Origin of the sequence: Methanothermobacter sp. KEPCO-1, from assembly GCF_008033705.1 — an archaeon.
GTDB lineage: Archaea > Methanobacteriota > Methanobacteria > Methanobacteriales > Methanothermobacteraceae > Methanothermobacter > Methanothermobacter marburgensis.
This window is the reverse complement of sequence record NZ_CP042937.1, coordinates 1,592,419-1,605,147: the sequence shown is the minus strand read 5'-3', so window position 1 is coordinate 1,605,147 and position 12,729 is coordinate 1,592,419. Positions and strand designations below refer to the sequence as shown.

General features: G+C 50.2%; 12 protein-coding genes. 5 read left to right on the top strand and 7 right to left on the bottom strand.

The window, feature by feature from the left end; translation table 11 throughout:
• Positions 1-18: 18 nt before the first annotated feature.
• On the top strand, positions 19-1,377 hold the full coding sequence (cca, locus tag FVF72_RS08645; RefSeq protein ID WP_147671875.1) for a CCA tRNA nucleotidyltransferase: 1,359 nt from the start codon (positions 19-21) through the stop codon (positions 1,375-1,377).
• Between the two features lie 2 nt (positions 1,378-1,379).
• On the opposite strand, the gene priS is transcribed toward cca, so the two are convergent.
• On the bottom strand, positions 1,380-2,345 hold the full coding sequence (gene priS, locus FVF72_RS08640; protein WP_147672039.1) for a DNA primase catalytic subunit PriS: 966 nt from the start codon (positions 2,343-2,345) through the stop codon (positions 1,380-1,382).
• Between the two features lie 4 nt (positions 2,346-2,349).
• Complete coding sequence (gene priL, locus FVF72_RS08635) at positions 2,350-3,663, bottom strand: DNA primase large subunit PriL (RefSeq protein WP_147671874.1); 1,314 nt, start codon at positions 3,661-3,663, stop codon at positions 2,350-2,352.
• Between the two features lie 269 nt (positions 3,664-3,932).
• Here priL and metG point away from each other — a divergent pair, with 269 nt between their 5' ends.
• The 4 genes from metG to FVF72_RS08615 all read left to right on the top strand — a co-directional run bounded on the left by metG (position 3,933) and on the right by FVF72_RS08615 (position 9,037).
• Entirely contained in the window at positions 3,933-5,891 is a 1,959-nt protein-coding gene (gene metG / locus FVF72_RS08630) for a methionine--tRNA ligase (protein ID WP_147671873.1), read from the top strand.
• Between the two features lie 56 nt (positions 5,892-5,947).
• Complete coding sequence (locus FVF72_RS08625) at positions 5,948-7,525, top strand: DUF530 domain-containing protein (RefSeq protein WP_147671872.1); 1,578 nt, start codon at positions 5,948-5,950, stop codon at positions 7,523-7,525.
• An 8-nt stretch (positions 7,526-7,533) separates the two neighbouring features.
• Positions 7,534-7,998, top strand: coding sequence for a DUF1699 family protein (locus tag FVF72_RS08620; RefSeq protein ID WP_147671871.1), 465 nt, complete (start codon positions 7,534-7,536; stop codon positions 7,996-7,998).
• 67 nt (positions 7,999-8,065) lie between these two features.
• On the top strand, positions 8,066-9,037 hold the full coding sequence (locus FVF72_RS08615; protein WP_147671870.1) for a glycosyltransferase 4 family protein: 972 nt from the start codon (positions 8,066-8,068) through the stop codon (positions 9,035-9,037).
• Between the two features lie 112 nt (positions 9,038-9,149).
• On the opposite strand, the gene FVF72_RS08610 is transcribed toward FVF72_RS08615, so the two are convergent.
• The 5 genes from FVF72_RS08610 to FVF72_RS08595 form a co-directional block, all read right to left on the bottom strand.
• Positions 9,150-10,031, bottom strand: a complete 882-nt coding sequence (locus FVF72_RS08610; protein ID WP_147671869.1) for a tetratricopeptide repeat protein — start codon at positions 10,029-10,031, stop codon at positions 9,150-9,152.
• 143 nt (positions 10,032-10,174) lie between these two features.
• The gene (locus FVF72_RS08605) at positions 10,175-10,861 is read right to left on the bottom strand and encodes an RAD55 family ATPase (RefSeq protein ID WP_255503712.1); all 687 of its coding nucleotides are present in this window, start codon (positions 10,859-10,861) and stop codon (positions 10,175-10,177) included.
• Entirely contained in the window at positions 10,858-11,364 is a 507-nt protein-coding gene (locus FVF72_RS08600; protein ID WP_255503825.1) for an ATPase domain-containing protein, read from the bottom strand. The genes FVF72_RS08605 and FVF72_RS08600 overlap by 4 nt, the downstream gene beginning before the upstream one ends.
• The gene (locus FVF72_RS09450; RefSeq protein WP_255503711.1) at positions 11,286-11,552 is read right to left on the bottom strand and encodes an ATPase domain-containing protein; all 267 of its coding nucleotides are present in this window, start codon (positions 11,550-11,552) and stop codon (positions 11,286-11,288) included. The genes FVF72_RS08600 and FVF72_RS09450 overlap by 79 nt, the downstream gene beginning before the upstream one ends.
• Positions 11,553-12,728 carry an ATPase domain-containing protein gene (locus FVF72_RS08595; RefSeq protein WP_147671868.1) on the bottom strand — a complete coding sequence of 392 codons (1,176 nt, stop codon included), beginning with the start codon at positions 12,726-12,728 and terminating at the stop codon, positions 11,553-11,555.
• Position 12,729 lies beyond the last annotated feature (1 nt).

Sequence of the window (12,729 nt, the reverse complement as noted above, 5' to 3'; positions counted from 1 at the left end):
ATAACATGGTGAATAAACATGGACTACAGTGAAATACTTGAGAGTATAAAACCCAGAGGAGAAGAATATCAGCGGGTCATGGAATTATCAGAGAGCCTTGTTGAATGTATAAATGAACTTGCAGAGAGCAGGGGGATCGATGCTGAGGCCTTCCTTGTGGGTTCAGTTGCCAAGGGGACCTGGCTCTCAGGCGGCGCCGACATCGACATATTCATCCACTTCCCCCTGGACACCCCCGAGGATGAACTGAAGGAGAAGGGCCTGAAACTCGGGTACCTCTGCATAGAGAGGTTTCAGGGAGAGGCCGAGGAGAGGTATGCGTCACACCCCTACGTTACAGGACACATAGATGGTTACGAGGTGGACTTCGTTCCCTGCTACAGGATATCCAATGCCTCAGAACTCAGATCCGCCGTTGACAGAACCATACTCCACACAGAGTATATCCAGAGGAACCTTAAGGAGGAGCAGATGGACGAGGTTCTTCTCCTCAAACAGTTCATGAAGTCAACAGGGACCTACGGATCCGAGTTCAGGGTTGGAGGGTTTGCAGGTTACCTTGCAGAGCTCCTGGTTCTTCACTACGGGGACTTTGAGGGGGTGCTTAAAGGCGCCCTCAGCTGGAGGCCCGGCTACATCATAGACCTCGAGGGCCATGGTACCGGTGGGGGCTTCCAGGAGCCCCTTGTGGTGGTTGACCCTGTAGACAGGAACAGGAACGTTGCGGCGGCACTCACACTGCAGCGGATGGCGGAATTTGTAACTGCAGCCAGAAATTTTCTGAGGGACCCGAAACCAGAATACTTCAGAAAACCACAGTACACCTCAGATGCCGGTGAAATACTTGAAACCATTGAAAAAAGGGGCTCAAAGGTTATCCTGGTATCCAGCGGGGTGCCTGATGTCCCGGCGGATGCCCTCTACCCCCAGCTCAGGAAGACCCTTGATTCCATCGTGAGAAACCTGGAGAATGAGGGTTTCTCGGTTCTTGGGGCCGACTACTGGAGCGATGAATCAAGTGTCGCTTCTATGCTCATTGAAATGGAGGTGTGGGCGCTTCCATCCTACAGAAAGAGATACGGGCCTCCTGTCTGGTCCAGGCGGCACAGTGAGAGGTTCACAGAAAGGCATGAGAGGGTATGGGTTGAGGGTCCGAGGCTTGTGGTGGAATCCCCCAGGAGGGATAGGAACGCGGTTGATTACATTAAAAGGCTCCTATCAAAACCTGAAAGGCTCAAAATGGGAAAACACATACGCAAAGAACTGATAAATGGCTTCAGTGTTGATTTCCTTGAGAATACCCTTGGATCACTGGACCCTGAATTTCTGATGTTCCTTGACGCCTTCCTGAATCCCTGGAAGGCCATTAGAAGATGATATTATGATTCCCTTTCATGAACAAACTTTGGGACGGCACTCTTAAGGGGATCAAATGTTTCGGGGTTCTTAACCTCCATGCATATCATGCTGACCTTGGAGTGGAGTGATGTGGGGAGCCTCAGTATCCTCTTGAGGTCAATTGTGACCTTGGCGTCCACCATCTTCATGTTTATCCCGGCAACCCCGGCAACCAGCCTCGGGTAGACCCTTGGGCCTATCCTCCTCTTGAACTCCCCCCACCTGTCCTCAAGGAGGAGCTCCCTGTTCTTCACAACTTCACGGACCGTCCTTGCCGTGACATTCTCTATACTCTCATCACCCCTCATGTGGAGGAAGACGTGCTTCGCCCTCTCTGTGAAGACCCTGTGGTACCCTAGGGGGATGGAGAAGTGTTCCATCTCATATGACTGGCCGCTCTGTATGAATTTCCTCCTGGGCCTGCGTGCACCGGCGGTGTACCTCAGGATCTCAGCCCTAACCTCTGATCCAAGTTCCATGACCCCAGGGTCAAGGACCCTTATATGGTAGCCCCTCCCCGAGTATACCACGTGCACGTCCCCCAGTCCCAGGTCACCCCTGAGGGTGTCAACCATCATGAGGACCAGTTCCCTTGCCTCATCAAGGCACGTCTCACAGACCCCCTCACAGTCACATGACCTCACAGGAAGGTCCTTGGCGTCCACGTCAAAGATGAGTTCAGATCGCTGCCAGCCCCTCCTCTTACCCGGCTCCCTGTAGAAGGCCACGGAGGAGTAGGCCGCAAATGGGAACCTGGCCCTCATGAACCTTGAAAGGCGTTTCTCATCATCGAATACCCTGTACCTGTCACTGGGTCCCCTGCCTGTGTGGTCAAATCCGAACTCCCTCATATGGATGTTCCTGGCTATGAAGTCAGGGAGTTTCCTTACATCCCACTCTTCACGGTAGTATCTCTTCCTCTCAAGGGGTGTTGCGGCCTCAAAGATCCTATCAGTCCTCCCCTTCCTGTTCTGACTTCCCCCTGTGGAGCTCCCACCTCTTCCTGTTGTAGTAGGTGAGGGGGTTGGTGATCCTCCTGCAGAGCTCATCGGGTCTGCAGAGGTCGGGTAGGTGTATTTTGATCTTCTCGCAGCTCATGGGGGTGTACCATTTACTCTCACCCTCATGTTCGGGTTCAGGTTCATCATGGACACCGAAACCAAGCTTCGCTGTTATGTTCAGCTTCTCCTGGGGGTCGTCCTCAAATAGGGGTGGTTCGCACCTCTCTGCTGCCTCATATATTATGGGGAGTATCTCCTCCCGGATCACCCTGAGGTCAGGGTCAAGGTCTGAAACCTTGAGGGGTGTCCGGTCCCTGAAGACCGAGGGGTATAGCCTTGCATAGGATATGAATGAGGTGAGGAGGAGGACGATGGCGTCGTTCCTGTTACCGGACTTCACACCATCCAGGGTTCCCCTTATGCATGGGGGGAATGCGTCCGGGACGAGTTTACCTGGCCCCGCAGATTTAACCGGTCCACCCCTGAATGATGTGACCTCATTAACAGTCTCCCTTATCCTGTCTGCTGTTTCAAGGATGATGGGGTGGGGTTCCACTGTGGAGCTCATCTCAGAGACCCTGGCGATGTAGTCCTCTGTCCTCTGCATTATTATGCGGGATATCATTGTCTCCTTGAGTTCCAGACCCACAAGTGCAGCGTAGAGACTCCTGGGGTCCCTGTCGGTTATCCTATCCTGGAATGTCATCAGGAATTCGTCCTCATCAATCACCACCCTCCCCCTGTGGAGTATGAGGTCTGTGAGCCTCAGCTTACCTGATCCAATGAGTTCTGAGAGTTCGATCCAGCTGGTTCCTTCGGATCCAAGTTCAATGAGGACTTCCTCGATTATCTCATCCCTTTCACTTCCAAGGACCCTGAAGCGGTCCTCCACAAGGGCCCCTGCAGATTCAATGACCAGTCTTACCTCCCTTGACCCCCTTCTGAAACCCGCCCCTGCCGCCTGTGCAAGGACATAGAATGCAATTACATCGTACTCCTCTATCCCGGGGTCCATGAGGTATGCGTAGTCCCCATGATCAAAACCCTTCCTCTGCCTCCGGAGGTACCATTCCAGTCTCTTGATGGCAAGGTCACCTATGCTTCCCGGGAGGAGTGAATTGTCATCAAGTTTCTGGCCCCTTGTACGTTTAACTGTATCGAGGAGTGCGCTGCTGGCCTCGAATATCGTGTCAGGGGATCCATAGTTTCTTACAATTTCCCTGGCATCCTCTGAGAATGGGTTTATGAAAAGTGAAGACACCATGTTTAAACTGTTTACTGAGGTGACCCATAAAGATATGGGTCCATTATAAAAATTATAAATCCGAATAAGATCTGACCTCTGGGGATTGGAGGGGCGCATGGGTCCGTAAGACCTTAAGGAAGCCCTTTAAACGGTTCCATGAAAAATGGAGATGGTTTTAAATTCCCTCACATAAATTTATATAGAGGTAAACCTTAAATCTAAACTGTATCTTAATGATATTACCCATCTTATTCTAACCCGTTTCATGATTCAAGGAGGAGTTTGAGTTGAGCAAAGTATTTATCACCTGCGCACTTCCCTATGCCAATGGGCCCACGCATCTCGGTCATCTGAGGTCAACCTACATACCCGCAGATATATATGCAAGGTACAGGCGGCTGCGGGGTGACGATGTCCTGTTTGTGTGCGCCACAGATGAACACGGGACACCCATAGCCGTCAAGGCAGAGAGTGAGGGCCTGGAACCCATTGAAGTTGCCACACGGTACCATGAGATGATAAAACGTGACCTTGAGGAATGCGACATATCCTTTGATAGTTTCACAAGGACAACCGATGAGCTGCACTATGAGATAGCCCAGAACTTCTTCCTGAAACTCTATGAGAAGGGCTACATATACGAGAAGGACATAAAGCAGCTCTACTGTAACAGCTGCCAGCGTTTCCTCCCGGATAGATACGTTGAGGGGACCTGTCCCCACTGCGGAGGTGAGGGTGCCCGTGGAGACCACTGTGAGGCCTGTGGAAGGCACCTTGAACCCCTCCAGCTTGAGGACCCCCTGTGCATGGTGTGCGGGTCAGAGCCCGTGGTTAGGGATTCAAGGCACTACTTCTTCCGCCTCAGCCAGTTCCAGGATGAACTCATGGAATGGATTGAGGAATCAGATATGCCCTCAAATGTTAAGAACTACGCCCTGCAGTGGCTCAGGGAGGGCCTCAGGGACTGGATACTCACAAGGGACATGGACTGGGGGGTCCCTGTACCCCTTGAGGGAAATGATGGTAAGATAATCTATGTCTGGGGTGAGGCCTTCCTTGGATACATATCATCCGCTGCAGCCTGGAGCCGGAAAACCGGAAAGCCCTGGAGGGACTACTGGGATGCAGGCGCGGTTCACTTCATAGGAAAGGACATAATATACCACCACGCCATATTCTGGCCTGCCCTCCTCATGGCCTACGGGTGCGGAACCCCTGAGAACATAATAGCCGGGGAGTACCTCTCACTTGAGGGGAGGAAGATGTCCACGAGTAAGAACTGGGTTGTCTGGACATCAGATTTCCTTGAAAGATTCCCCAGGGACCTTCTGAGGTACTACCTCACAGTCAACGCCCCCCTGACCAGGGACACCGATTTCTCATGGGACGACTTCCAGAGGAGGGTCAACGATGAACTGGCAGATGTTCTTGGAAATTTCCTCCACCGGACCTTCTCCTTCACAGGGAGGTTCTTTGATGGCAGGGTACCTGAACCATCAGAACTCACAGCAGAGGACGAGGAGTTCCTCAACTCCATAAGAAGAGCCCCTGATACTGTGGGTGAGCTCCTGGAGAACTTCCAGTTCAGGGACGCCATGATGTCAGTGATTAAACTTGCAAAGAAGGGTAACAAGTACTTCAACGATCAGGAACCATGGAAGGCCATTAAGGAGTCACCTGAGAGGGCCTCAACATGCCTCTACCTGTGCAACCTCCTTGCGGCCAACCTCGGGAAACTCCTAATGCCCTTCATGCCGTCCTCAGCGGAAAGGGTGCTCTCCATCATGAACATGGAGGATGAATCATGGGGCTTCCATGAACTTGAACCGGGGAGGGTCATAGAGAAGGCCCGGCCCCTCTTCTCAAAGATACCCGATGAGGTAATTGAGGAGGAGAAATCAAAACTCATCAAGGAGGAGGATAGTGTGTCTGAAACCGTGACAATCGATGACTTTGCAGCCCTGGACATCAGGGTGGGTATTATAAGATCAGCTGAGAGAATAGAGGGGTCAGATAAGCTCCTCAAACTCATGATAGACATGGGTGAAAGGGAAATGCAGGTGGTTGCTGGCCTTGCAGAGAAGTACAGCCCCGAGGATCTCCTTGATAGGAAGGTTACCGTCCTTGCCAACCTCAAACCCGCCAAACTCTTTGGTGTTAAATCCGAGGGTATGGTCCTTGCAACCGGTGAATCACTGAACATACTGGACCCCGGTGATGCAGGTATCGGTGAACGGATAATGTAGATGTGATAAAAAAAACCTCTGATAACCCTGTATGCTGTACCTGGCTGGAGAATAGTATGAACGAATCAGGTCTAATTGCAAGGTCAGAAAGGTTTCTGGAGAGTATAAGGGATAGAAGGATCTCTGAAGACGATCTTAAGTCGCCGGAAGCACTCCTCAACCTTTACGTATATCTTCGGGGAAACCTTGAGGAGCTTCAGGATCTGAAGGAGGCCATGGAGCTGAGGGGCTTCAAGTATCCCTTCAGGTCAATATCCGGGTACAGCACTCATCAGTCCCCTGAAATCGCTGAGGACATCCATGACATAAAGAGGCACGCCCAGTACTTCCGCATGAAGGCATCTGTAAAGAAGAACCTCCTTGACAGGGTTAACTCTGCAATATCATCCCACAGGATAGCCCTTGGTAACATTGAGGAGTACGCTGTCCTCACATGCCATGAATGTTCAAGGACCCTGCGGCTGGGGGAGGTGGAGCTCAATGACGCAGCAGGGGGTGTTGAGTGCCCCTGCGGATCAGATAGCCTCGAGGTCAGTTTCAATGACCGAGCACTATGCAGGCCGGAGATAATACCGCACCTCCCCCTCTCAGGGGATTACATGGTGAAGATGTCCGAGCTGAGCCTCTGGGCCAGGAAGGCCCTCAAGAAGATAATGAGGCTACTTAAAAATGAAAAGAAGGGGGCTGTAAGATCGGCCACCCTGGTTATAAGGGTCCTTGAGGATGGTAGGTGGATCAGAAGGCGCATAACCCTTGACAGTGAGGACGATGACTACGAGAGGATGCTGAGGAAGAAGTATGGGCCGAATGTGAGGGTGGAGCTGATACAGTTCCACAGGAAAAAATCCAGCATAGTGAATGACAGGTACACGAGGACCGCCCTTGCACTTGCATATGCCGGGTTCTCCCAGAGGATAATAGATGAGATACGGGATGCCGTCTACAGGGAGAACCTGAGGGATTACGATGCCGTGGAGAGGTACCGGGAGATAGTCTTTGATGCCAGAACATATTCACCTGATCTCAGGATTTCCGAGGATGAACTCAGTGAGGTACGATTGCAGAGGATGCACAGGCTAATCCATGAAGCTAGCCTTGGTGATGAGAACGGTAACCTCAACCCCCTGCTAAAGGAGGACCTGGAGAAAATGGATGAACTCAAGAGGGAGGTCTTCAGGGATGTTCCCGTGAACCTCATTCTCTGGGATGTTGCCTTCTACTACCTTGGAACATCCCTGGACCGCCGCTCCAAGTATTCTGGCCCCTTCCCCAACCTCAGACCCGTACTTGACAGGACACAGGCGAGGACCTTCGATGAGTTCAGTGAGGACGCCCTGGAACTCCTCAGAGGGTACTGGAACTGTGGAATGGTCTACATTGAAAATCTGGGGGATGTTCTCCTGAGGAAATTTGAGATTGAGGAGAAAATGAAGGGCCTGCACATGAAACCTGACCCCCTTGCATTTGGTGCCGCTGTGCTGCACATGGAGGCAGGTATTGATGCTGAAACATGCGCCAAACTCTTCCATGTGAGTGTGGAGGACGTGGCCGAGGAGGAGAGGAGCATTGAAAACCTGGGTAAGCCATCTACTGACAGGGCTAAAATGTTTCTTAACCTTATAAAAGGTGATTGAGTGGTTTTATGGCAGAGAAAGTCCATTTAAATCAGCCTCTCACTTCAAGGCGGATAATTGAGATCCTTGAGAAGAACCCTGACCTCAAGAAGATCACATGCCCCATAAGCCTCTATCACCGTACATCAAAGAGGTATCTTGAGGCCCTTGAGGAACTTGGAGTGGAGGTTGAACCCGTTAAGAGAATCGGGAGACCCCGGAAGTACACAGAAAAGGACGTTAAGATGGTGCAGAACCTTTTAAGGGAGGGTAAAACCCCCAAACAAATTTCGGGTATCACAGATATACCCCTGAAGACTGTCTACTACCTCAAGGGCGATATGAAACTGAAGAGGGGTAAGAAAAGGAAGTATGACAAGAACACGCGCCTCAGGGTCCGTGAAATGACCAGAAAGGGCGTTCCAGCCAGAAAGATTTCTGAGGAGCTGGGGATACCCCTCAGAACAGTATACTATATACTCAAGAATGGCTGATTATCTGAAAATTTATAAACGAACTTATGCAGTTAAATAAATAGTATAAGATAAATCCGGTGATTTTATGGTTCTGAACTTTACACCTGAATATTCATCTGTACTTATCGTATCAATAATCTGCTGTATCATCTCATTTACATCAACATATACCGTTATGCCAAGGCTCATAAGTAAGCTTAAGGATGCCAACGTCGTTGGAAACGACATACATAAAATCTCAAAGCCCATCGTCGCAGAGATGGGTGGTATCGGGATACTCTTTGGGTTCACGATAGGAATGTTTCTCGGTATGTACTTCTTCCCCCGCCTCCACTACGAACTCATGGTGACACTCCTTGTGATACTACTAGTGGGTATAGTGGGGATGGTTGATGACCTTGTGAGGCTATCATCACGTGAAAAACTCTTCCTTCTATTTCTTGCGAGTCTCCCCATAATATGGGTGGCTCCCCCCAATGTTGGAATACTCTATATGATCATGATGCCCATTGCAGTCTCAATAGCATCAAACCTCACAAACATGCTTGCTGGCCTGAATGGTATTGAATCTGGCCTTGGATCAATTGCAATGACGGCCCTTACCGCCTCATGTATCATAATGGGCAAATACAATGTCTCCATAATAACCATGGCGATGCTGGGGGCCCTCCTGGCGTTCCTCATCTACAACAGGTACCCATCAAGGGTATTCCCTGGGGATGTTGGAACCCTGATAATAGGGGCCTGCATAGCCTCCGTTGCATTCATAGGTAGGATCAAGATAATAGCACTCATAGTCCTCCTCCCCAACATCATAGATGGCCTCCTGAAGTTCTACAGTGCAGGTGTCGTTGAGAGGCACAGGCACAGGCCCACAGAAATCTCAGAGGACGGTAAACTCATAGCTCCACCTGAGGGATTCAACTCCCTCATAAGGTGGATACTTAGAAGGCCCATGACCGAGAAGAGGGTTGTGATGATAGTGTGGTCGATTGGAGTATTCTTCGGGGCCCTTGGGGTTCTACTTGCATTCATACTCCCTCTGGACCCATTCTAAGAATTTCTATAATGAGAAACTTTAGAAACCCAAGTGTTAAGGTACAAAGTTATCCTTCAGGGGCTTTAGGGCCTGAGGAGCACCTCAGAGAAGATTATCTGCTTTTCTGGCCTCAGAAACTGTAGAGTTTGTTGAGGAGCTCAAGGGTCACGGACTCCATCTCCCTCTCATCCAGTTTCTGGAAGATTTCAACAGCCCCCCTGAAAGCTGATGCAACACCCTCAGGGTTGTTCTCTATGAAGTCGAGGACCCCCATGAGGACCATTGCAACGGCAAGTCCCATATCATTGTTTGTATTTCTGAAAAGATCCTCGGCCTTCTTAAGGTACTTCCTTGACTCGCTGAAGTCCTCATTTTTAAGTGAATAGGCCCCCAGGAGCAGGAGCAATGACGCCTCTGTGGCTGTATCGCCAATATCCCTTGCAATCTGGTAGGCCTCCCTTATCTGGGATATGGAGTCCTCATAGGACTGTGACTGGTACATTGTAAGTGATTCAACCCTTTCGACGAGTCTGTCCAGGAATGGCTCAATGGCACCGAGATCCACCTCTGCCATCTCAGGTTCGGCCTCCTCCTGGAGGCGGTTGAGGCTTGCTATATCTATGGCCTCCCTGATCTTTTCGACCTCCTTGATCTTCTCCCTGAGATCCTTTCTGAGTGGTGAGTTAACAGAGTTATAAATCCGGAGCGCCTCCTTAAAGTACTCCATTGCAGTCTTGATTTTTCTATCACTGAGGTAGACGTCACCCATGGAGTCGAGGGCAAATGCCATGAGCTCCTCGTCATTCATGTCAGAGGCTACCTTGTAGGCCCTTTCAAGGTAATCAAGTGCCTCACTGCTATCCCCTTCATCAGCATAAAAGCTGGCTATCCTTATGAGGGTGTCAAATTCCTCCTCAAGGAGTTCCTCAAGTTTACGCAGGTACTTCTCCAGTGATTCGCCACCCTCATCTCCCTTGAGAAAATCAAATATGCTCAGAATGGTTAATATCATCGTCACAGCCCCTGATATTATAATAAAATATGGAAATCGTAATTTAAATATCTATCAGTAAATAGACCTTCTGATCAAGATCAGCAGTTTAATGAACACATGCAATAGCTTCCGCAAGGTAAAGGAGGGCCTCAGGATCCAGATCAGCCCACCAGAAGACCCTGTTCACTTATCCTGTAGGGCGCCTCCCTGGTCCCTGTGGGGGTCCTGGCAGATATCATGGAGCCATCCATGCGGATGTGCACATCAAAGAGTTCAGGGACCCCCTTCTCTATTTCTGGATCCGCAACCCCCTCTGTGTATGCCACCAGTGCTATTCCATTGGCCTCCCTCACACGGTTATTGTAGGCCTTGAGCACCCTGAGCACAAGCCGCGGGGGGTTGAATGCCAGTAGAATTGATGCAGAGTCAAAGGCTGAAAGAAATATTCCAGACTCCTGGTAGAGGCTCCTTGTAGCTATACCAACCTTTACCATGAGGTCTGTGGTGTTCTGAAGGGCTGAATACCTTATGTTTCCTGAATCCTGGGGTTTACCACCCCCAAGTCCGGTTGGAAGATCGATTACATGAAGCTTATCACTGAATGTCTGGATGAACCAGTTAAAGGCCATCGTGTTCCTCTGCAGGTCCCTGTAGCCGTATTCCGCTGCTATGAAAAGGCACGGGGTTCCGGCCTGGAGTCCTCTGTAGATGAACTCCGTTGCAAGTACAGATTTGCCTGCCTTGGGGGGCCCCGTGACCAGCATGACTGAACCAGGCTCCAGTTCACCCAGGATATCATCAAGTCCAGCTATACCGGTGGTGTAGTTCTCACTCATGATATCCCTCATGGGTTGACCTTAAGGCCCTTATCGTCTATGGTGTAGGGGGCGCTGGCCCTTCCGACCCCTATCATGGCCTCAACTGTAAGTTCAGATCCATCGAGGTGTATTATGTTATCCACAACTGCCTTGAGCATGGTCTCAACCTTGGGGTCTGCTGATCCCTCGGTGTAGGTGACAATGGCGGTTCCACCGGCGTCCTTGATCCTTATTATGTATGCTGTGAGGACTCGGACTATCAGCAGCTCATCATTGAATGCCATTAGCGTTGTGAGGGAGTCCAGGACAGACCTGAACATGCTGTAGCCTGCAGTTATGTTCCTTATGGCAACCCCCAGCTTCACCATTATATCGGTGGGGTTATGCACAGATGATGAGAGGTAGGTGTTGCCAGCATCAGATGCCGGCCCTGAGATGCTTGATATCGCGTCTATCACATATAGAAGTTCATTCTCCATGTAGCTCTCAGCATCCATACCAAGAACCTGCATGTTCCTCTTAAGGTCCGCCAGACCATAGTCTGTGGATATATAGAGACAGGGTTCACCCCTCTCAGCACCCCCTCCGTGAAACCATAACTGAATATGGATTTACCAACCTTCGGGGGCCCATAGACAAGTGTAACAGTATTTTCAGGGATCGCCCCACCACCAATAAGCTCATCAAGACCCCTTATTCCTGAGGGAATTTTAACAATCATTTAACCACCATAGAGAAGTCCAAGGAGGGTTTCAAGTGCTTCCTTCACTCCCCATCCCTCTTTGAGTGAAACAGGTATTATGGGGACATCACCTCCAAGCTTCATCCTAGCTCTTATATCCTCAGGTGATAGTGCACCTGGAAGGTCCTGTTTATTGGCAACCACAACCTTAGGTATCGCCTCTGCCCTTGTCTTTCTTATCATCTCCTTGGCCCTGGCGAAGGTTTCAGGTGCGGTTGAGTCCACCAGTATGAATGCCCCTACAGCCTCCCTTGAGAGGACATCCAGTATGAGGTCGAATCTCTCCTGTCCTGGTGTACCGAAGATATCCGCCATGAAGCCCTTATACTCGAGGTGCCCTATGTCCATTGCAATGGTTGTCGGGAACGCCGACAGGGCCTTTCTGTCAACAGAAACTGCTTTTGTGGATATTGACTTTACGAATGTGGATTTCCCTGAATTGTAGGGGCCCGTCACCAGTATCTTGGGCACATAGACCTTAACGCCACCGGGCTGTACAACAAAGAAGAGGACCATGGTTTCAGGGGGCTTGGACCAGTCAGAATGGGCAACCATGAACCCCTGCCCTATTATGACCCTCTCCTCAATGGTCCTCAGGTCAATGACACAGTCCATGAGTGATCTCAGTTTATCCATAAGCTCCCTCTCATAGTCCCATTCAGTGAAGAGGTAGACAAGGTTGACATCCAGTTCAGAGGCCCTCCTGTTCCATGTCTCTACAATTTCAAGGGTGTCACCGTTCCCCAAGTAATCTATTATTACAGAGAGACAGTTTATTACTCCCACACCACCAGGAATATCCTCTATTGCACTCAGAACTGTTTCCTTTATCTCTGAGTAATCACTGACAGTGTAACGTTCCTCTGATGGCATTCCAAGGAAGGGTGAACTTCCATCAACAAAGAACATGTCCCCATTCTCAATGTGGGGCTCGATGTCCCAGCCATAGGATCTGAATTCATATATTATGCTCTCAGGTTCCTCAACGTTGGTGAATATAAATCCCTTCTCACCTTCATCAAGGCGCCCGTTGAGCATCTGGTAACCGAATGCCTCATAGTCCACTCCGGGGGATGCCGAGAACATCACAGAAGCCCCCTCCCTCACTCCACCGCCCAGGAGGTCGTCGAGTTTCGGGATGTAAGTCCTCTTCATG

Coding starts and splice junctions, on each gene's coding strand:
- cca (WP_147671875.1), top strand. CDS start 19: ATGGACTACAGTGAAATACTTGAGAGTATAAAACCCAGAGGAGAAGAA.
- priL (WP_147671874.1), bottom strand. CDS start 3,663: ATGGTGTCTTCACTTTTCATAAACCCATTCTCAGAGGATGCCAGGGAA.
- FVF72_RS08625 (WP_147671872.1), top strand. CDS start 5,948: ATGAACGAATCAGGTCTAATTGCAAGGTCAGAAAGGTTTCTGGAGAGT.
- FVF72_RS08620 (WP_147671871.1), top strand. CDS start 7,534: ATGGCAGAGAAAGTCCATTTAAATCAGCCTCTCACTTCAAGGCGGATA.
- FVF72_RS08615 (WP_147671870.1), top strand. CDS start 8,066: ATGGTTCTGAACTTTACACCTGAATATTCATCTGTACTTATCGTATCA.
- FVF72_RS08610 (WP_147671869.1), bottom strand. CDS start 10,031: ATGATATTAACCATTCTGAGCATATTTGATTTTCTCAAGGGAGATGAG.
- FVF72_RS08605 (WP_255503712.1), bottom strand. CDS start 10,861: ATGAGGGATATCATGAGTGAGAACTACACCACCGGTATAGCTGGACTT.
- FVF72_RS09450 (WP_255503711.1), bottom strand. CDS start 11,552: ATGATTGTTAAAATTCCCTCAGGAATAAGGGGTCTTGATGAGCTTATT.
- FVF72_RS08595 (WP_147671868.1), bottom strand. CDS start 12,728: ATGAAGAGGACTTACATCCCGAAACTCGACGACCTCCTGGGCGGTGGA.